Genomic DNA, 18,771 nt, shown 5'->3' on the forward strand with positions numbered 1-18,771 from the left:
GATTCCTTCTCCTTTGCTGCTGGTGTGGTGCTGGGAGTGCGGGGGCGCGGCTCACCCGGCGGCGCCGTGGCGCACGACGAGTGCCGAGTTCGACCCCATGAGGCCCCGGCTGAGGACCAGCGCCGTACGCAACTCGGCGGGGCGGGCGCGGCCGGTCACCAGGTCCATGTCGTGGCAGACGGCGACGACACCCGGGGTGGGCGGGACCAGGCCGTGCTCCAGTGCGAGCACGGCCGCCGCGGTGTCCAGCACCGGTGCCGCGCAGTAGCCGCGGCCGGTTCCGGTCTTGGGCGCCGTGACGGGCACGCGCCGGCCGTGTGCGCCGAGGACGTCGGCGATGGCGAGCGCCTCGGCGCGGTCGGCCTCCGGTACCCCGAGGGCGTCGGCGAAGACCACGTCGACCTCCTCCGGGGCGCAGTGCGCGTCGGCCAGGGCGCCGCGCATCGCCTGGGCGAGCCCCTCCCGGGACTCCGTCCAGCGGGAGGCGCCGGTGAAGGTCGCCGCGTGTCCCGCGAGGTAGGCGCGGACGTCCGCGCCGCGCTCCCGGGCGGCCGGCTCCGCCTCCACCACGAGCATCGCGCCGCCCTCGGCCGGCACGAACCCGCAGGCGTCCTCGGTGAACGGGCGGTAGGCGCGGGACGGGTCGGCCACGGTGCTCAGCTCCTCGTAGCCGAGCTGGCACACCACCGAGTACGGCGCCAGCGGCGCCTCGGTGGAACCGGCCACGATCACGTCGGTGCCGCGCCGGACCGCCCGTGCCGCGTGCGCCAGGGCGTCCAGGCCGCCGGCCTCGTCGGAGGCGACGACCGAGCAGGGGCCCTTGAACTTGCGGCGGATGGAGATCTGGCCGGTGCTGGCGGCGTAGAACCAGGCGATGGACTGGTAGGGGCCGACGAACCGGCTGCCCTTGCTCCACAGCTGCTGGAGTTCGCGCTGGCCGAACGCGCCGCCGCCGGAGCCTGCCGCCGTCACCACGCCGATGGAGTAGGGCGCCTCGGAGGCGTCGGCCTGCCCGAGCCGTGCGTCGTCCAGGGCGAGGTCGGCCGCGGCCATGGCGAAGTGCGTGAACCGGTCGGTCTGGACGAGGAACCGCTCCTCGATCGTCGCCGCGGGGTCGAAGCCGCGGACCTCGCCGGCCACCTTCAGCGGAAGGTGCTCACAGCCCTCACGGGTGACCCGGTCGAGGACGCTGAGGCCTTCCTGGGTGGCCTTCCAGAAGGTGCCGGTGCTGGTGCCGTTCGGCGCGACCACCCCGATGCCGGTGATGGCCGCGCGCCGGTCGTGCGGTTCGCTCATGGTGTCCTCTCCCTCGTCCGGGTCAGGACCACGGCGGACTGGAAGCCCCCGAACCCGCTGCCCACGGACAGGACGCTGGAGAGCTTCCGTTCGCGGGCGACGCGCGGGACGTAGTCCAGGTCGCACTCGGGGTCGGGGGTGTCGTAGTTGGCGGTCGGCGGTACGACCTGCTCGGCCAGGGCCAGCACACAGGCGACGACCTCGATCGCCCCGATCGCCCCGAGGGAGTGCCCCACCATCGACTTGATGGAGCTCATCGGGGTGTCGTAGGCGTGCGGGCCGAGCGCCCGCTTCACGGCCGCCGTCTCGTGACGGTCGTTCTGCCGGGTGCCGGAGCCGTGCGCGTTGACGTAGTCGATCGCCGTCGGGTCCAGCCGGGCGTGGTCGAGGGCCAGGTCGATGGCCCGCGCCATCTCCAGGCCCTCGCTGGTCAGGCCGGTCATGTGGTAGGCGTTGCCGAAGGTGGCGTAGCCGCCCAGTTCGCAGTACACGTGGGCGCCGCGGGCCCGGGCGTGTTCGAGTTCCTCCAGGACGAGCACCGCGCCGCCCTCGCCCATGACGAAGCCGTCACGGTTGTTGTCGAAGGGCCGGGAGGCGTGGGCGGGGTCGTCGTTGTTGGGGGACGTGGCCTTGATCGCGTCGAAGCAGGCCATGGTGATCGGGGAGATCGGGGAGTCGGAGGCACCCGCTATGCAGATGTCCGCCCGGCCCTCCTCGACGGTGTGGAAGGCGTACCCGACCGCGTCCAGGCCGGAGGTGCAGCCGGTGGAGACGGTCTGCACCGGCCCCTGGGCGCCGAACCGTTCCGCCACCGCGGAGGCGACCGTGCTGGGCGAGAACGCCCGGTGCAGGTACGGCTCCGCCTGCCGGTGGTCGACGTCCCAGTGCTCCCCGCGGTCGCTGACCAGGACGTAGTCGTGCTCCAGCCGGGTGGTGCCGCCGACCGCGGTGCCCAGGGACACCCCGACCCGCCACGGGTCCTCCCGGGCCAGGTCGAGGCCCGAGTCGCGGACCGCCTCCGCCCCGGCGACCAGCGCGAACTGGATGTACCGGTCCGCGCGTGCGGTCTCCTCCTCGTCCAGGCCGTGTGCCGCCGGGTCGAAGTCGCACTCCGCCGCGATGCGCGACCGCAGTCCCGAGGGGTCGAAGAAGGTGATGCCCCGCGTCGCGGTCCGGCCGTTGGCGAGCAGGTCCCAGAAGGCCGGTACGCCGATGCCGCCCGGGGCGACGATGCCTATGCCAGTGACCGCCACGCGCCGGGTCATGACCGGACCTGACCCCGGCCGGAGGCGACACCCGCGGCAGCGGGCTCCGTGACCACCGCGGCGGCCCCGATGACCTCCGTCTCCTCCGTGTCGACGTGTCCCAGGCTCGGGCGCGGGGCCAGTGGGCCCAGGTGGAAGACCATCCGCGCCTCCACGTCGCCCACGTTGCGGAAGCGGTGGCGCATGTTGACGGGGATCATCAGTCCCTGCTCCGGCCGGAGGGGGTGCGGCTCGCCGTCGAGGTCCACCTCCAGCTCCCCGCAGACGACGTACACGAACTCCTCGGAGTACGGGTGGTAGTGCTCACCGATGCGCTCGCCGGGCTGGATGAGGGCCACGCCCATGAATCCGCTGGTGGAGCCCACCGTGGCCGGAGTGAGCATGGCGCGCAGATCGCCGCCGCGCCGGGTGTTGTGCTCGACCTCGCTGAGGTTCACGATCTTCGGAAGGGGTTTGATCACGACGTTCCTCCGTGGGTGTGCTGCGCCTGACAGTCAGGCGACCGGCGAGCGGCGGTCGGTGATGAGTTCCATGCGGACGGCGTCGCCGTCCAGCAGGGCGTCCAGCGGGGCCTGCGCCGCGCGTGGCGGCAGGGCCGCGTCGGCGCCCGGGCCGGGGCGCACGTCGATCAGCCGGACGACGACGTCGTCACGCTGGAAGATCGTGCTGCGCAGGACCGGGCTGCCCGGGTCGTCCGCCGCCTCCTCGTCCTGCCGGGCGAGCAGCTCGGCCAGCCGCATCCCGCGGCCCGGCCGGGCGGGGTAGTACAGCGCGTGCCGCTCGCCCTCGGGCAGTTCGTCCGCGCTGACGTGGTGGACGGCCGGCAGCGCCGCACGGGTGAAGAACACCCGCGCGGACTCCTGGTCGTCGAGGTCCCGCTCCTGCTCCAGGTACGGGTTGATGGCCTCCTCGACGGCCCGTACCTCGGGCTGCCGGGCGACGTGGCGCAGTGCGGCGAGCAGGTCGCCGCGGACCTCGATGGCCCGGACGACCCGGTTGCCGTGCATGAACAGGGAGGTGCGCATCAGACGGGTGGTCTCGTCGACCCGCGCCTCGGGCGAGGCGTAGTCCGCGAGGATCTTCGCGACCTGCGGCTCGGTGCCCGGCTTCACCGTGAAGGTGAGCGCGTGCCGGATCACGCCGTCGCCGATCCGCGGGGACGTCTGGAGCCGGCGCTGTGCCGCGCTGGCCGCGGCGGTGTCGCCGCCCGTCTCGCGGACGATGTGGAAGCGCAGCGAGCGGGTGTCGCGCACGCAGCTGTGGAGCGGCTCCACCATCCGCACGTGCTCCTCGCTGTTCACCCAGGCGAGGAACGGCGGGGCGCTCTCCCACTCGCTGGTGATGAGCCACTGGGAGGGGTTCTCGATCGACTGGCACAGCTGGTCGCTGACGTGCCCGGGCACGGACGCGACCTGGTTGCACAGTTGTTCGTAGGCCTCCAGGAACTGCTGCTGGGCGCCGTCGTGTACGTCCACCAGCAGGACGACCCGGAGGCGGGAGCCGTCGAACACGGACTGGGAGACCCGCTTCGACACGTGTCGCGTCAGCTGTTCCGAAACCTTTTCCGACGTGGTGGTCATGCTGCGCACATCTCCTTCACGGGGGGCAGAGCCGAACGCCGGCCGCCATGACGCGACGTCAGCGCTTTCTGATCCTGTGCCGGTCCCCCGATGCGCGCGACCCGCGTGAACCACGCGGGTGATTGCGCACGCGGAACCCCTCCCACCGGGCATGGACACTGCGACACGCTCCACACCCCACCTCTGCCTCAGGAGCCTCGATGCAGCAGAAAGCCGATCACCAGGTTCCCGTCCTCGTCGTGGGCGGCTCTCTGGTGGGCCTGTCCCTGTCCCTGTTCCTGGGCCGTCTCGGCGTAGGGCACATGCTCGTCGAGCGGCACTCCGGGACCTCGGTCCACCCGCGCGGACGCGGCAACAACGTGCGGACGATGGAGCTGTTCCGGCGGGCCGGTGTCGAGCCCGGCATCAGGGAGGCGGCCTCGCTCCTCGCGGACAACCACGGCATCCTCCAGACCCCGACCCTGGTCGGCGACGCCGGCGAATGGCTGTTCAAGGAGATCGACCCGGGCGGCGGGCTCGCGAGATTCAGCCCCACGGGATGGTGCCTGTGCAGTCAGAACGACCTGGAGCCGGTCCTCGTGAAGGGGGCCCGCGCGCTCGGCGGCGACCTGCGCTACTTCCACGAGCTGGAGTCGTTCGCGCAGGACCCCGAAGGAGTGACGGCGTACGTCCGGGACCGCGACAGCGACCGGCTCTACACCGTCCGCGCGGACTACCTGGTCGCGGCCGACGGTCCGCGCAGCCCCGTCCGGGGCCGGCTCGGCATCGGGCAGGACGGCCCCGGCGACCTCTTCGCCAACGTGAGCGTCACCTTCCGCTCCAAGCTGCTCGCCGACGTCGTCGGCGACCGGCGTTTCATCTGCTGCTACCTCACCGACCCGGGGGGCGACGGGGCGCTGCTGCCGGTCGACAACAAGGAGAACTGGGTCTTCCACGCCCCCTGGCACCCGGAGCACGGCGAGACGCTGGAGGAGTTCACCGAGGAGCGGCTCCAGCGGCACATCCGCCACGCGGTCGGCGTCCCGGACCTGGATGTCGAGATCACCGGAAGGGCCTCTTGGCGGGCCGCCGAACGGGTGGCCGAACGATATGCGGCCGATCGGGTGTTCCTCGCGGGCGACTCCGCCCACGAGATGTCGCCGACCGGCGCGTTCGGTTCCAACACCGGCATCCAGGACGCCCACAACCTGGCCTGGAAGCTGGCCGCCGTGCTCGGCGGCTGGGCCGGGCCCGGACTGCTGGGGACGTACGACACCGAGCGCCGGCCGGTTGCCCTGGCGACCAGCGCCCGGGCCTCGGCCCGCTCGGTGGAGCACAGCCATCCCGGTTTCGCGCCCGCGCCCGGCATCGGCGGCGGCAAGCGCGGCGGCATCCTCAACGTGGTCCTCGGCTACCGCTACCCCGAGGGCGCCGTCGTGGGCGCCGACCCGGACCAGCCGGTCGTACCCGACGGGCTGCGGCTGACCGGGGAGCCGGGCAGCCGGGCCCCGCACCTGTGGCTGCGCCGCGCGGGCGAGCGGATCTCCACGCTCGACCTGTACGAGCGGTCACCGGTGCTGCTCTGCGACGCCGGGTCGGCCGCCGGCGCCGGCTGGCACGCGGCCGCCCGCCGCGTCGCCGGCACGGACGGTGTGCCGCTGGAGGCGTACCGGATCGGTGCGGGCGGGGACGCCGGACTGACGTACGACACGGCGGGTGACGACTGGGCGGCGGCCCACGGCGTCACGGCCGACGGGGCGGTGCTGGTGCGGCCGGACGGGTTCGTGGCCTGGCGCGCGTCCGGCGCCGTCCCGGATCAGGAGGCCGGGCTCCGGGAGGTGCTGGCGGCGGTCCTGCACCGCCGCTGAGAGGGCGCGTACGCGGCGGACGTCACCCGTGGCGGGGACGCGGGTGGCGTCCGGCGCCGTGCGTCAGATGCGGACCTCGACCGTCCTGGCGAGCCGGTCGTGCAGGCCGCGGCCGTCCCGGTCCCACACCAGGGCGGGGAGCGCGAGGCACAGCAGGACCGTGCGCAGCAGCGAGCGTCCCGGGCTGACGGTCCCGGTCTCCAGGGCCACGACCCGGATGCCGAACAGGCGCTTGCCCGGGGTGAAGCCGACCGTGCCGACGGTCAGGGCGCTCAGGACGAAGAAGACGCCGAGTGCCCAGTTGCTGGTGGCCGGGCCGTAGCCGTGGGTGATCAGGCCGTATGCGATCAGCACGCACAGCGCCCAGTCCACGGCGAGGGCGCCGAGCCGCCGTCCGGGCCGTGCGATCGAGTTCGGTCCCTCTTCCGGGAGACCGAGCTGCTCGCCCCGGTAGCCGAAGTCGGCGCCCGCGTCCTCCATGGCCGCGCGGGGGCCGGAGAGCCACGATCCGATTGCCTGCCTGTTGTCCACCCGTCCACGGTACTGTGCCCGGTTCCGGGCACTACGCCCAGGGGTGTGCCCCGGGCTACGGTGGGAAGGTGGCTGGTTAACTTCTGCGAAACAAACGGGTCACGCCCGAGAAATCACCCGTCCCTAGGGTCATGACCAGCGTGTGCCACCGCACTGGCCGCACGAACGATCTACCACCCCGGCGTCGACGGTCGGGAGTAGGAGGAGCTGGATGTTCCAGAACGCCGACGAGGCCAAGAAGTTCATCGCGGACGAGGACGTCAAGTTCGTCGACGTCCGATTCTGCGACCTGCCGGGCGTCATGCAGCACTTCACGGTGCCCGTTGAGGCGTTCGACCCGGACGAGGAGCTGGCCTTCGACGGATCCTCGATCCGTGGTTTCCAGGCCATTCACGAGTCCGACATGGCTCTGCGTGCCGACCTGTCCACCGCCCGTGTCGACCCGTTCCGGCGGGACAAGACCCTCAACATCAACTTCTTCATCCACGACCCGATCACGGGCGAGCAGTACTCCCGTGACCCGCGCAACGTGGCGAAGAAGGCGGAGGCCTACCTCGCCTCGACCGGTATCGCGGACACCGCGTACTTCGGTCCCGAGGCCGAGTTCTATGTCTTCGACTCGGTGCGCTTCGCGACCAGCGCGAACGAGTCCTTCTACCACATCGACTCCGAGGCGGGTGCCTGGAACACCGGCGCCGTCGAGAACAACCGCGGCTACAAGGTCCGCTACAAGGGCGGCTACTTCCCGGTGGCCCCGGTCGACCACTTCGCCGACCTGCGCGCGGAGATCTCCCTGGAGCTGGAGCGGTCCGGCCTGAAGGTCGAGCGCCAGCACCACGAGGTGGGCACCGCCGGCCAGGCCGAGATCAACTACAAGTTCAACACGCTGCTCGCCGCCGCCGACGACCTCCAGCTCTTCAAGTACATCGTCAAGAACGTCGCCTGGCGCAACGGCAAGACCGCGACCTTCATGCCGAAGCCGATCTTCGGTGACAACGGCTCGGGCATGCACGTGCACCAGTCGCTGTGGACCAACGGCGACCCGCTGTTCTACGACGAGGCCGGTTACGCGGGCCTGTCGGACACCGCCCGCTACTACATCGGCGGCATCCTGCGGCACGCCCCGGCCCTGCTGGCCTTCACCAACCCGACGGTGAACTCCTACCACCGTCTGGTGCCGGGCTTCGAGGCGCCGATCAACCTGGTGTACTCGCAGCGCAACCGCTCCGCGGCCATGCGTATCCCGATCACGGGTTCCAACCCGAAGGCCAAGCGCGTCGAGTTCCGCGCCCCGGACTCCTCCGGCAACCCGTACCTGGCCTTCTCCGCCCTGCTGCTGGCGGGCCTGGACGGCATCAAGAACAAGATCGAGCCGGCCGAGCCGATCGACAAGGACCTCTACGAGCTGGCTCCCGAGGAGCACGCGAACGTGGCCCAGGTCCCGACCTCGCTGAACGCCGTCCTCGACGCGCTCGAGGCCGACCACGAGTTCCTCCTCCAGGGCGACGTCTTCACGCCCGACCTGATCGAGACGTGGATCGACTTCAAGCGCACCAACGAGATCGCTCCGCTCCAGCTGCGCCCGCACCCGCACGAGTTCGAGCTGTACTTCGACGTGTGACAGTCGCCCCGAAGCGCTGACCAGGCCCCGCCGCTCTCCGCACGGAGAGCGGCGGGGCCTCGTCGTCGGCCCGGCGCGCCACGCCCTCGTCGCCGGCCCGGCCGGCCGGTCCGCTTCCGCGTGCAACCTTTCGCGCTTCCCAGACTTCCTATTGTCGGGGGATCATCCCCCCGGACTCTGCCGGACGAGAGAGGTTGAGCGGGGATGCCGGAACAGGACGACTGGGAGCGCGAGTTCGATCACAGGTGGGCGCGCTCGGCCGAGCACAAGGAGCCCTCCGCGCGGGCGCGGATGCTCGCCGCCCGCTGGAAGGAGAACCCGCCGGCCCCGGTGCCCTTCCGCGCCGACCCCGGTCCGGCGCCCCGCCGCTCGTCGTGGGTGTCGACGGCCGTGGTACTCGGCTGCGTGGCCGTGGTGATCGTGCTGCTGGGCTACGCGCAGATGCGCTCCTCCTACTGACACGCGCCGGCGCGGCCGCGGCTCCTTCTGTCCGCTCCTGGGCCCGGTCCCGGCCGCTTCACAGGGGAACGGCGGGTGCACACTGGATGCGGGACGAGTGCCTGACTGCGGGGTGATGCAGCATGCAGAGCCGTTTTCACAGTGACCGGCGCCTGACCGTGCGCATGGGTCTGACGCTGTTCCTGCTCGGGCTGCTGTACGTGGGGTTCGTCGCCGCGCTGATCGTGCTGCTGCGGTCCTGGGTGCTGGTCGCCGTCCTGATCGGGGCGATGTTCGTGGCGCAGTTCTGGTTCTCCGACCGGATCGCCATGTTCGCGATGCGCGGGCGGGTCGTCGAGCGCGAGGAGTACCCGGAGCTGCACACGGTGGTGGACCGGCTGTGCGCGATGGCCGACCTGTCCAAGCCGGCGGTCGCCGTGTCCCGGATGGACATGCCGAACGCGTTCGCGACCGGGCGCAGCCCCGAGCACACCGTGGTCTGCGTGACCACCGGGCTGCTGCGCCGCCTGGATCCGGCGGAGCTGGAGGGCGTGCTGGCGCACGAGCTGTCGCACGTGCGGCACAAGGACGTCGCCGTGATCACGATCGCGTCGTTCCTGGGGGTGCTCGCCGGTCTGGTCGTGCGGTTCGCCCTGTACTCGCAGATCCTGGGCGGGGGCCGGAGGGACCAGAACACGGCCGCCGTGCTCGCCGCCGTACTGGGTGTCTCCCTGGCCGTGTACGCGCTCAGCTTCCTGCTGATCCGGGCGCTGTCCCGGTACCGGGAGCTGGCGGCCGACCGTGCGGCGGCCCTCCTCACGGGGAGGCCGTCGGCGCTGGCGTCGGCGCTCACCAAGGTCTCCGGGGAGATCGCCCGGATCCCGGCCGAGGACCTGCGTACGGTCCAGGCGTTCAACGCCTTCTACTTCACCCCGGCGACCGGCGGGAAGGCGGGCCTCGAGCGGTTCTTCTCCACCCACCCGGCCCTGGAGCAGCGGCTGGAGCAGCTCGGCCGGATCTCGGCGGAGCTGGGCGAGGCCGCCCGCCCGGGCAGGGCGGGCTGAGCGGTGGGTCTGCTGGACATCCTGCTGGGCCGTACGAGACCGGTCGCACCGGATCTCGACCGGCTGTTCGGGCTGCCCTCCGCCGCGGTGACGCTCCAGGCGGCGGCCGGTTTCACGGCGACCGGGGACGGAGCGGTGTGCTTCGCCACCGTGGAGGGTGCGGCCTTCGAGCAGACCCATCGTGAGGTGCGGGCGCTGCTGGACGCGGACAGCGACCGCACGGGCCCGCCGGTGGAGCTGCGCCGGGACGGCTACGGCTACTCCTGGCTGGTGTCCCGCCGCTCCCCCGACCGGCTGCCGCAGCTCGTGTCCGACCTGCACGCGGTGAACACCTCACTGGAGGCCAACGGCTTCGGCCCGCAACTGCTGTGCTCCCTGGCCGGCTTCACGGACGACACCGGCCGGAAACTGGCGCTCGTCTACCTGTACAAGCGCGGGACGTTCTACCCGTTCGCCCCGCTGCCCGGTGACGCCGGGCGGCGGGACAGCGCGCTGGAACTCCAGGTGCGGGCCGTGCTCGGGGACGACCTGCGGATCGAGCCGGACCTGGGCCGCTGGTTCCCGGTGTGGGGCGCCCCCGGGCTGTGACGTCCGCACGGCGCCCCCGGCTCACGGCCGGCCCTTCTCCCGTTCCTGCCGCCGGGCCTCGACGGGCCGTTCCCGGCGGTAGCGCCGTTCCCATCCGGCCTGGCGGTCCCGGCGCTCACGGTAGGTCCGGTAGCTGTCGGGCGGGGTGTCCGGTCCGGGCGAGCCGCGCCCGTGCGTCGCGTACAGGTACAGCAGGGCCACGGCGGCGAGCCACCAGAGGTGGTTGCCGCATCCGAGGAGCACCAGGACGACGGTGCCGGTCGCGAGGGTGCCACGCATGACGGACCTCCCTGAGGCGGGTCGGGGGTGGGTGGAGGGTGTCTGTCGCATCTCCGTCGCTCAGCGTAGGGAGGACGTCACCGTGGCGGCATCCGGTTTTCCGGCGGCGGGGGCGCCGTGAGTGAATGACCCGCATGGACGAACTCACCGGTTTCAGCTACGCGTACGACGGCGAACGGCTCAGCGGGGTGGGTGCCGGTCCGGCCGGCCGGGCCACGGTGGTCCTGCTGCACGGCGCCGGCAACGGCAGCAAGGAGCGGCTGTCGCCGCTGATCGCCGACTTCGCCGCCCGCGGCTGCCGCGCCCTGGCGTTCGACTTCTCCGGTCACGGCGACAGCACCGGCGCGCTCGCGGAACTGAGCCTGCGCCGGCGCTACGAGCAGGCGGTGGCGGTGCTCGACGCCCACGCGCCGGCGGAGGATCCGCTGGTCCTGGTCGGTTTCAGCATGAGCGGCCAGACGGTCGCGGATCTGATGCGGCACTACGGACGCCGGGTGGCCGCCGTCGGCCTGTGCGCGCCCGCCGTCTACTCCCCCGAGGCCTGGGAGGTGCCGTTCGGCGACGGTGACGGCCGCTTCTCTGAGATCATCCGCACCCCGGACAGCTGGCGGGCCTCCCCCGCCCTGGAGGTCTTCTCGTCCTACGAGGGCCGGGCGGTCCTGGTGGTCCCGGGCACCGACACGGTCGTCCCGGCCGTGGTGACCCGGGCCGTGCAGGAGGCGCTGTCGGCCCGCGCGCGGTTCTCGCGCCTGGCACTGCCGGACGCCGACCACTGGCTGGGGATGTGGCTGCGCGACCACGCGGAGGACCGGAGGGCGCTGGTGGCGGCCCTGACGGAGGCCGTGGCGGAGCGGGAGCCGACGGCCTGACGGTGCCGGGTGCCCCGCACCGGCGGGGCACCCGGCGGCATGGCCGGCTCAGCGGGCGTAACGCATCAGCGCCCGCACCATGTGGCACGTCGTGTCGGACGGTGGACGCATCCCGATCCGCTCCGCCGTGCCGCGGATGGTCTCGTCGCGGGCCTCACCCGGCAGATGGACGCCGGAGTCGAGCAGGGCTATGGCGAGGCGCATGGCCTTCAGGCGCCGGTTGTGCGCGACGTACCACTCGCGGGGCCGTCCGGCCGGCAGCGGGCGCTTCGCCACGGGTTCGTAGGGCGAGTCGAACAGCACGGATCGCTTGGCGGTGGACTGGGTCGGCAACGGCTTCGGCTTCAGGGCGGCAGCGGGCACAGGCATCCTCCTGTCGCGGTCAGGGCAGCCGCCGGCGGTCCGGCGCCTGCCCTCGAACACTGCCTCCATTCTACTGCCGGGCACTGACAACCGGGGGTGCGTGAGAGGCGGCAAAGAAGCAGGTGGGAGCGGAAACTGGCGCGCAGTCACGGCAGATGACGGTGTGACTGCCGAGGCGTCATTAATTCGAACAGAGGTGAGGCCGGGTACCGTGTGCCGCATGGAAATCTGGATCAACCCTGCCTGCTCCAAGTGCCGTAGCGCCCTCAGCCTGCTGGACGCCGAGAAGGCCGACTACACCGTCCGCCGCTATCTTGAGGACGTGCCGGGCGAGGACGAGATCAGGGCCGTCCTGGAGCGGCTGGGCCTGGAGCCGTGGGACATCACCCGCACCCAGGAGGCGGTCGCCAAGGAGCTGGGGATGGGGGACTGGGCCCGCGACGAGGCGTCGCGGGGGCGGTGGATCACGGCCCTCGCCGAGCATCCCCGGCTGATCCAGCGGCCCATCATCACCGCCGACGACGGTACGGCCGTGGTCGCACGCACCGAGGAGGCCGTGCGGGAGGCCGTCTCCCGTGGCAGGCAGAGCTGAGCGCTCCGCAACTCCTGTGTGATCCAGGTTACTTGAGACAGTGCGGTGACCGTTGAGTCACTCCGTTCGGTATCTCGTACATAGCGGCGTACGCTCCCCTAGCTCTTCAGGAGGCGCGCATGTCGCGCAGGAGAAGTCTCGGCACGAAGAAGAAGATCGCGCTGCTCGTCAGCGCCGCGGCGGTGGCGGGCGGCGGGGCCTTCGCGCTGGCCGGCAATTCCAACGCCGCGCAGCCGCAGCAGGCGAAGACGCTGTCCGCCGGTGATTCGACGGTCTGCCAGGGGCTCGCCACCGCCCTCGGCAACAACCAGAAGTTCATCGACGGCCAGAAGGCGAACCCGGACGCGCAGTCGGCGGCCCGGATCGCCAACCGGCAGGCGGTCATCGACCAGATCAAGGTCCAGCAGAAGGCGTCCGGTTGCACCGTTGGGGAGTCGGCTCAGGACTCCCAGGCGGGGCAGAACGGCAACGCCCAGCAGGGTGCCGGCCAGCAGGCCGGGGGCGCTGAGCAGGGCGCCGGTCAGCAGGCCGGGAACGGTCAGCAGGCCGGAGGCGACCAGCAGGCCGGAGGCGACCAGCAGGCAGGGGGCGACCAGCAGGCCTCCGGTCAGCAGGTGTGCAAGGGCTCCACCGTGACGCTCTCCGGTGAGGGTGGTGCCCCGGCCGCGTCCAGCAGCCAGTTCCCGGCGGGGACCACCCTGAAGGTCACCAACCTGGACAACAACAAGTCGACCACGGTGAAGGTGACGTCCGTCTCCGGCAGCTGCGTCCTGCTGAACAACGCCGCGTTCGAGCAGGTCCGCGAGCCCGGCAAGTTCCTCATCCGGCGGGCGGTGATCGAGAAGGTGGGGTGAGGCCCGGACCGGGGAACCGGTCCGGCGACGCGGGTGTCCTGCTGTCCACGGCCACGGGCAGCAGGACACCGGCGCCTCCATACCGCGGCCGGCCACGCCTCACAAGGTGAACCGCCGCACGCAGCAGCCGGGTAACACGGGGTTCACGTGCGGGCAACGGCCGGGAAACGGCCTGTTGACAGGCTGCGCGGCAGATCGCGGCGCCCCGGTGCCGCAGCGCCGCGACACCCGTGCGTGCGACCGACCCACCCCCGAAGGATGTGGCCCCGTGACCTTCAAGGCTGAGTACATCTGGATCGACGGCACCGCGCCGACGGCCAAGCTCCGCTCCAAGACGAGGATCATCACGGGTGCCCCGGCCGGCCTCGACGCGCTGCCGGTGTGGGGCTTCGACGGCTCCTCCACCAACCAGGCCGAGGGCCGCTCCTCGGACTGCGTGCTGCGGCCGGTCTTCACCTGCCCGGACCCGGTCCGCGGCGGCGACGACATCCTGGTGCTGTGCGAGGTCCTGGACACGGACCTGACCCCGCACCCGTCCAACACGCGGGCCGCGCTGGCCGAGACCGCGGAGAGGTTCGCGGCCCAGGAGCCGATCTTCGGCATCGAGCAGGAGTACACCTTCTTCGACGGCTCCCGCCCCCTCGGCTTCCCCGAGAACGGCTTTCCCGCCCCGCAGGGCGGCTACTACTGCGGTGTCGGCGCCGACGAGATCTTCGGCCGCGAGGTCGTCGAGGCGCACCTGGACAACTGCCTGAAGGCGGGTCTCGGCATCTGCGGCATCAACGCCGAGGTGATGCCGGGCCAGTGGGAGTTCCAGGTCGGCCCGCTGTCCCCGCTGGAGGTCTCGGACCAGCTGTGGGTGGCCCGCTGGCTGCTGTACCGCACCGCCGAGGACTTCGGCGTCTCCGCGACGCTGGACCCCAAGCCGGTCAAGGGCGACTGGAACGGCGCCGGCGCGCACACCAACTTCTCCACCAGGGCGATGCGCGAGGGCCCCGAGGGCTACGCCGCGATCATCACCGCGTGCGAGTCGCTCGGCGAGGGCTCGAAGCCGCTGGATCACGTCAAGAACTACGGTGCCGGTATCGACGAGCGGCTGACGGGCCTGCACGAGACGGCTCCGTGGGACGAGTTCTCGTACGGCGTCTCCGACCGCGGCGCCTCGGTCCGTATCCCGTGGCAGGTGGAGAAGGACGGCAAGGGCTACCTCGAGGACCGCCGCCCGAACGCCAATGTCGACCCGTACGTGGTGACCCGCCTGCTGGTGGACACGTGCTGCGCGGCGCTGGAGAAGGCCGGGCAGGTCTGATCCGCCGAATCGCACCCGAGGGGGCGCCCGCCGGTACGGCGGGCGCCCCCTCGCGCATGCCGTGCCCCGGCCGCAGCGGTGCTGTCCGGGGAGTGAGACGGAGTTCCGGACACGTCGAGCGGCCGTCGCGCCCCCGACCAGGCCGTCGGTCCGGTCCCGTGGCCGCGCGCGACGTCAATTTCGTGCCAAGGAGGTGTCCAAGCAGTGAGAGGAGACTCCTGCCGGCCGTGCGCCTCTGCTTCAATGGGCTCATGGCCGGCTTCCAGAAGACCACCGCGACGGGTCGTCACGATCTCGAGCCGTTCTGGCCTTCCCGTCAGCACCACGACTTCGACCGTGTGTGTTGCCGCGCGACGAACGCGCGGGCCCTCTAAAGCCGTACACCCCCGGCCTTCGGCCAGCGCGAAACGACGTACGTCCCCGGCGCGCCCGACCACGAATCGTGGCCGCCGTCCTGCCCGACGAACCTCTCGCGCGAAAGAGCTGACCTCTCATGGCGACCACCCATAACCTCTCCACCGCCACCGTCGACTCCCCGGCACAGAACGGCACCCGGCACCGGCTGCGCGCCGTCGACCGGGACGAGGTGGTGGACGTCGCGGACTTCCTGCCGCCCGGCGCCACCTGGCTGCCCGCGCCGCAGCACGCCTTGCCCACCCTGCCCGGCCGGCCGCCGATGGTCGGCTACCTGGTGCTGGTCCCGGCCGACCAGCGGCCCCCGTTCCTGCCGGTCGCGGTCCCGGACCAGCCGGAGGCCGCGCAGGACGGCGGCGGCACCGAGCCGCTGGTGCGGATCGACTCCGTGCGGCGCACGGCGAGCGTGGACGGCCGGGAACTCGACCTGACCTACCTGGAGTTCGAACTGCTCGCGCACCTGGTGGCGCACCCGCACCGGGTGCACACCCGCGACCAGCTGGTCACCACGGTCTGGGGGTACGGCCACGTCGGTGACGGCCGCACCGTCGACGTCCACATCGCCCGGCTGCGCCGCAAGCTGGGCGCCCAGCACCGTCAGACCATCCGGACGGTGCGCCGCGTCGGCTACAAGTACACCCCGCCGGCGGGCCGCTGACCCTCCCCGGCTCTGCCCTCGGCAGAGTCCGGTTCCGGTCCGCCCCCCAACGGGGCACCATCCCGGCATGAGACTTCTTGTGCTGGGTGGTACGGAGTTCGTGGGGCGGGCCGTCGTGGAGGCCGCGCTCGGACGCGGCTGGGAGGTGACCGTCTTCCACCGCGGACGGCACCGACCGCCACCGGGAGTGCGGGCGTTGCACGGGGACCGCACCGCGGCCGACGGCCTCGCCGCGCTCGCCGCGGACGACGGCGGCTGGGACGCCGTGGTCGACACCTGGTCGGGCGCGCCGCGCGCCGTGGACGCGGCGGCCCGGCTGCTGCGCGACCGGGCCGGACGGTACGTGTACGTCTCCAGCCGGTCGGTGTACGCCTGGCCCCGGCCCCACGGCGGCACGGAGGATGCCCCGGTTGTCGAGGGTGCCGCCGGCGGCGCGGAGGCGACGGACTACGCCCGGGACAAGCGGGGCGGCGAACTGGCCGCCGTCGGGGCCTTCGGCACCACCGGTTCCCTCCTGGTCCGGGCCGGGCTGATCCTCGGCCCGTACGAGAACATCGGCCGGCTGCCCTGGTGGCTGACCCGCGTCGCCCGCGGCGGCCCCGTCCTCGCCCCCGGTCCGCGCGGGCTGCCCATCCAGTACGTCGACGCGCGCGACCTCGCCGACTGGGTGCTGGGCGCCGTCGAACAGGAGCTGAGCGGACCGTACAACCTGGCGAGCCCGCTCGGCCACACCACGACGGACGAACTGCTCCAGGCCTGTCTGCGCGTCACCGGCGGGGACGCGGAGCTGCGCTGGACCGACCCGGACGTGATCCTCGGCGCCGGGATCGAGCCGTGGACGGAGCTGCCGGTGTGGGTGCCGCCGGACAGCGAGTTGCACGTCGCGGTGTACGGCGCCGACGTCTCTCGGGCGCTGGCGACAGGCCTGGTGTGCCGGCCGGCCGCGGAGACGGTCGCGGACACCTGGCGGTGGCTGACCGAGACCGGGAGCACGACGCCCCCGCGGCCGGACCGGCCCGTCACGGGCCTGGACCCGCGGGTGGAGGCGAGGCTGCTGGCCGGCGCCGGGGGTGTACCTGGCACCACCCCCTGACGTGGGGCTCCGCCCAGTGACCGGCCGGGCCGGAGCGGACAGACTGGCGCCATGGACACGGACACGTACGAGGACGACTTCCGCGGCCGCACCCGGGCGGCGATGCTGGCCGCGGTACGGGGACTCGTCCTCGCCCTGGTGATGCTGCCGGTGACGGTGCTGTGCCTCACCCTGACCCTGGTCTCGCTGGAACTCCTCCCGGTCGGCCTCGGGCTGCTGCTGACGCCCTGGATCCTCGGCGGGCTGCGGGACTACGCGAACACCCGGCGCCGGCTGGCCGAGGAATGGTGCGGGGTGCGGATCCCGGTGGCGTACCGGCCCGTCCCGAAGGGCGCCGGCCCCTGGACGCGCACCGTCGTCATGCTCCGTGACCCGCAGACCTGGCGGGACGTGCGCTGGCTGCTGGTCGACATGACGGCGGGCTTCGTCACCGCGCTGCTCCCGGCCCTGGTGGTGCTGTTCCCGTTCGAGGGGCTGCTGCTGCCGGCCGGACTGTGGCGTGCGTACGTGTCCGGCCCGGCCGACACGTACTGGTACGCCTTCGTGCCGGTCACCGGCCAGGCCACCGCCTTCCTCGCCGCCGCGCTCGGCGCCGCGCTGCTGGTGTTCGCCCACCGCTTCGCCCCACGGCTGCTCACCGCGCACTTCCGGCTCACCCGGGCCGTCCTCGGCGGCGACCAGGGCGAACTCGTGGAGCGGGTGCGGGTGCTGACCGAGACCCGGCAGGACGCGGTCGACACCTCGGCCGCCGAGCTGCGCCGCATCGAGCGGGACCTGCACGACGGCGCCCAGGCCCGGCTCGTCGCGATGGGCATGGACCTGGGCACCATCGAGATGCTGGTCGAACGCGACCCGGCGCAGGCGAAGAGGCTGCTCGCCCAGGCGCGGCGGAACTCCGCGGACGCCCTGGAGGAACTGCGCGACCTGGTGCGCGGCATCCACCCCCCGGTCCTCGCCGAACGCGGACTCGGCGACGCGGTGCGGGCGCTGGCGCTCCGGCTGCCGCCGGCCACGGAGGTGTCCGTGGAGCTGCCCGGCCGGGCGGAGGCGCCGGTCGAGTCGGCCGCCTACTTCGCGGTCAGCGAGGTGCTCACCAACGCGGTCAAGCACTCCGGTGCCGACCGCGTCTGGATCGACCTGCACCATGACGACGGCCGGCTGCGGATCACCGTCACGGACGACGGACAGGGCGGCGCCTGGGTCGGGCCCGGCTCGGGGCTCGCCGGGATCGAGCGGCGGCTCGGTACATTCGACGGAGTCCTGGCCGTCAGCAGCCCCGCCGGCGGTCCCACCATGGTGACCATGGAGATCCCGTGCGTGTTGTCCTAGCCGAAGACCTGTTCCTGCTGCGCGACGGACTGGTGCGGATGCTGGAGGCCTACGGCTTCGAGATCGCCGCCGCCGTGGGGACCGGTCCGGAACTCGCCCGCGCGCTGGCGGAGTCGGCGCCGGACGTGGCGGTGGTCGACGTGCGCCTGCCGCCGACGCAGACCGACGAGGGGCTCCAGTGCGCGCTGGCGGCCCGGCGGGAGCGGCCCGGGCTGCCGGTGCTGGTCCTCTCCCAGCACGTCGAGCAGCTGTACGCGCGCGAACTGCTCGCCGACGGCAACGGCGGCATCGGCTACCTGCTGAAGGACCGGGTGTTCGACACGGACCAGTTCGTGGACGCGGTACGCCGGGTGGCGGCGGGCGGTACGGCGATGGACCCGCAGGTGATCCAGCAGTTGCTGTCGCGGCGGTCGGCCGGCGACCGGGCGCTGGCCCGTCTCACCCCGCGCGAGCGGGAGGTGCTGGAGCTGATGGCGCAGGGCCGGTCCAACGCGGCCATCGCGGCACAGCTGGTGGTGACGGAACGGGCCATTGCCAAACACACCTCCAACATCTTCGCCAAACTGGGCCTGGAGGTGTCGGACGATGACAACCGGCGCGTTCTGGCCGTGCTCGCCCACCTCGACCGCGACCGCTGACTTCCACCGAACATCCGCTGCTCAAGGGGCTGTTGGGGCGAGCGTCGGGTGGTGGTCCCGGGACGAATTCGCGGGACGGCTGAACACTGGCGCGACGGCGTGCGTATGGAAGGGCGCCGCTTCACTCCTGTCGGGCGCCTCGA

At 72.4% G+C, this 18,771-nt stretch carries 20 protein-coding genes; 13 read left to right on the forward strand and 7 right to left on the reverse strand.

Annotation, left to right across the window (positions count from 1 at the left end; genetic code table 11):
- Positions 1 to 51: 51 nt before the first annotated feature.
- The 4 genes from ACF1BE_RS01265 to ACF1BE_RS01280 are packed head-to-tail and all read right to left on the reverse strand — an operon-like array spanning position 52 to position 4,141.
- Complete coding sequence (locus ACF1BE_RS01265) at positions 52 to 1,296, reverse strand: beta-ketoacyl synthase N-terminal-like domain-containing protein (protein WP_392196898.1); 1,245 nt, start codon at positions 1,294 to 1,296, stop codon at positions 52 to 54.
- Positions 1,293 to 2,561, reverse strand: a complete 1,269-nt coding sequence (locus tag ACF1BE_RS01270; RefSeq protein ID WP_392196899.1) for a beta-ketoacyl-[acyl-carrier-protein] synthase family protein — start codon at positions 2,559 to 2,561, stop codon at positions 1,293 to 1,295. The genes ACF1BE_RS01265 and ACF1BE_RS01270 overlap by 4 nt, the downstream gene beginning before the upstream one ends.
- Positions 2,558 to 3,022: a cupin domain-containing protein gene (locus ACF1BE_RS01275; protein ID WP_392196900.1), complete on the reverse strand. Its 465-nt coding sequence runs from the start codon at positions 3,020 to 3,022 to the stop codon at positions 2,558 to 2,560. The genes ACF1BE_RS01270 and ACF1BE_RS01275 overlap by 4 nt, the downstream gene beginning before the upstream one ends.
- 33 nt (positions 3,023 to 3,055) lie before the next feature.
- Positions 3,056 to 4,141, reverse strand: coding sequence for a SchA/CurD-like domain-containing protein (locus ACF1BE_RS01280; RefSeq protein WP_392196901.1), 1,086 nt, complete (start codon positions 4,139 to 4,141; stop codon positions 3,056 to 3,058).
- A gap of 200 nt (positions 4,142 to 4,341) precedes the next feature.
- Between ACF1BE_RS01280 and ACF1BE_RS01285 the strand changes: the two genes are divergently transcribed.
- Positions 4,342 to 5,988 (forward strand): FAD-dependent oxidoreductase, encoded by a 1,647-nt coding sequence (locus ACF1BE_RS01285; protein WP_392196902.1) that lies wholly within the window; start codon positions 4,342 to 4,344, stop codon positions 5,986 to 5,988.
- Positions 5,989 to 6,051: 63 nt separating this feature from the next.
- Here the strand turns inward: ACF1BE_RS01285 and ACF1BE_RS01290 are convergent, their stop codons facing one another.
- Entirely contained in the window at positions 6,052 to 6,519 is a 468-nt protein-coding gene (locus ACF1BE_RS01290) for an RDD family protein (protein ID WP_392196903.1), read from the reverse strand.
- Between the two features lie 211 nt (positions 6,520 to 6,730).
- On the opposite strand from ACF1BE_RS01290, the gene glnA reads away from it, so the two are divergent.
- The 4 genes from glnA (at position 6,731) to ACF1BE_RS01310 (ending at position 10,230) form a co-directional block, all read left to right on the forward strand.
- Positions 6,731 to 8,140: a type I glutamate--ammonia ligase gene (gene glnA, locus ACF1BE_RS01295; protein ID WP_392196904.1), complete on the forward strand. Its 1,410-nt coding sequence runs from the start codon at positions 6,731 to 6,733 to the stop codon at positions 8,138 to 8,140.
- A gap of 204 nt (positions 8,141 to 8,344) precedes the next feature.
- Positions 8,345 to 8,599 carry a hypothetical protein gene (locus tag ACF1BE_RS01300; protein WP_392196905.1) on the forward strand — a complete coding sequence of 85 codons (255 nt, stop codon included), beginning with the start codon at positions 8,345 to 8,347 and terminating at the stop codon, positions 8,597 to 8,599.
- Between the two features lie 122 nt (positions 8,600 to 8,721).
- Positions 8,722 to 9,642: a zinc metalloprotease HtpX gene (htpX, locus tag ACF1BE_RS01305; protein ID WP_392196906.1), complete on the forward strand. Its 921-nt coding sequence runs from the start codon at positions 8,722 to 8,724 to the stop codon at positions 9,640 to 9,642.
- 3 nt (positions 9,643 to 9,645) lie between these two features.
- Entirely contained in the window at positions 9,646 to 10,230 is a 585-nt protein-coding gene (locus tag ACF1BE_RS01310; RefSeq protein ID WP_392196907.1) for a hypothetical protein, read from the forward strand.
- A gap of 21 nt (positions 10,231 to 10,251) precedes the next feature.
- Here the strand turns inward: ACF1BE_RS01310 and ACF1BE_RS01315 are convergent, their stop codons facing one another.
- Positions 10,252 to 10,509, reverse strand: coding sequence for a hypothetical protein (locus ACF1BE_RS01315; RefSeq protein ID WP_392196908.1), 258 nt, complete (start codon positions 10,507 to 10,509; stop codon positions 10,252 to 10,254).
- Positions 10,510 to 10,634: 125 nt separating this feature from the next.
- On the opposite strand from ACF1BE_RS01315, the gene ACF1BE_RS01320 reads away from it, so the two are divergent.
- On the forward strand, positions 10,635 to 11,378 hold the full coding sequence (locus ACF1BE_RS01320) for an alpha/beta hydrolase (protein ID WP_392196909.1): 744 nt from the start codon (positions 10,635 to 10,637) through the stop codon (positions 11,376 to 11,378).
- Between the two features lie 48 nt (positions 11,379 to 11,426).
- Here the strand turns inward: ACF1BE_RS01320 and ACF1BE_RS01325 are convergent, their stop codons facing one another.
- Positions 11,427 to 11,741 carry a hypothetical protein gene (locus ACF1BE_RS01325; RefSeq protein ID WP_392196910.1) on the reverse strand — a complete coding sequence of 105 codons (315 nt, stop codon included), beginning with the start codon at positions 11,739 to 11,741 and terminating at the stop codon, positions 11,427 to 11,429.
- Positions 11,742 to 11,961: 220 nt separating this feature from the next.
- On the opposite strand from ACF1BE_RS01325, the gene ACF1BE_RS01330 reads away from it, so the two are divergent.
- The 7 genes from ACF1BE_RS01330 (at position 11,962) to ACF1BE_RS01360 (ending at position 18,628) form a co-directional block, all read left to right on the forward strand.
- Positions 11,962 to 12,333 (forward strand): arsenate reductase family protein, encoded by a 372-nt coding sequence (locus ACF1BE_RS01330; protein WP_392196911.1) that lies wholly within the window; start codon positions 11,962 to 11,964, stop codon positions 12,331 to 12,333.
- A gap of 119 nt (positions 12,334 to 12,452) precedes the next feature.
- Positions 12,453 to 13,187 carry a hypothetical protein gene (locus tag ACF1BE_RS01335; protein WP_392196912.1) on the forward strand — a complete coding sequence of 245 codons (735 nt, stop codon included), beginning with the start codon at positions 12,453 to 12,455 and terminating at the stop codon, positions 13,185 to 13,187.
- Between the two features lie 268 nt (positions 13,188 to 13,455).
- A complete protein-coding gene (glnII, locus tag ACF1BE_RS01340) occupies positions 13,456 to 14,496 on the forward strand; it encodes a glutamine synthetase (RefSeq protein ID WP_392196913.1) in 1,041 nt (346 codons plus the stop codon).
- A 493-nt stretch (positions 14,497 to 14,989) separates the two neighbouring features.
- A complete protein-coding gene (locus ACF1BE_RS01345) occupies positions 14,990 to 15,568 on the forward strand; it encodes a winged helix-turn-helix domain-containing protein (protein ID WP_392196914.1) in 579 nt (192 codons plus the stop codon).
- 67 nt (positions 15,569 to 15,635) lie between these two features.
- A complete protein-coding gene (locus ACF1BE_RS01350; RefSeq protein ID WP_392196915.1) occupies positions 15,636 to 16,661 on the forward strand; it encodes an NAD-dependent epimerase/dehydratase family protein in 1,026 nt (341 codons plus the stop codon).
- 51 nt (positions 16,662 to 16,712) lie between these two features.
- Positions 16,713 to 17,990, forward strand: a complete 1,278-nt coding sequence (locus ACF1BE_RS01355) for a sensor domain-containing protein (RefSeq protein WP_392196916.1) — start codon at positions 16,713 to 16,715, stop codon at positions 17,988 to 17,990.
- The gene (locus ACF1BE_RS01360; protein WP_392196917.1) at positions 17,975 to 18,628 is read left to right on the forward strand and encodes a LuxR C-terminal-related transcriptional regulator; all 654 of its coding nucleotides are present in this window, start codon (positions 17,975 to 17,977) and stop codon (positions 18,626 to 18,628) included. The genes ACF1BE_RS01355 and ACF1BE_RS01360 overlap by 16 nt, the downstream gene beginning before the upstream one ends.
- Positions 18,629 to 18,771 lie beyond the last annotated feature (143 nt).

The organism is Streptomyces sp. NPDC014991 (assembly GCF_043080665.1).
In the GTDB taxonomy this organism is placed as follows: domain Bacteria; phylum Actinomycetota; class Actinomycetes; order Streptomycetales; family Streptomycetaceae; genus Streptomyces.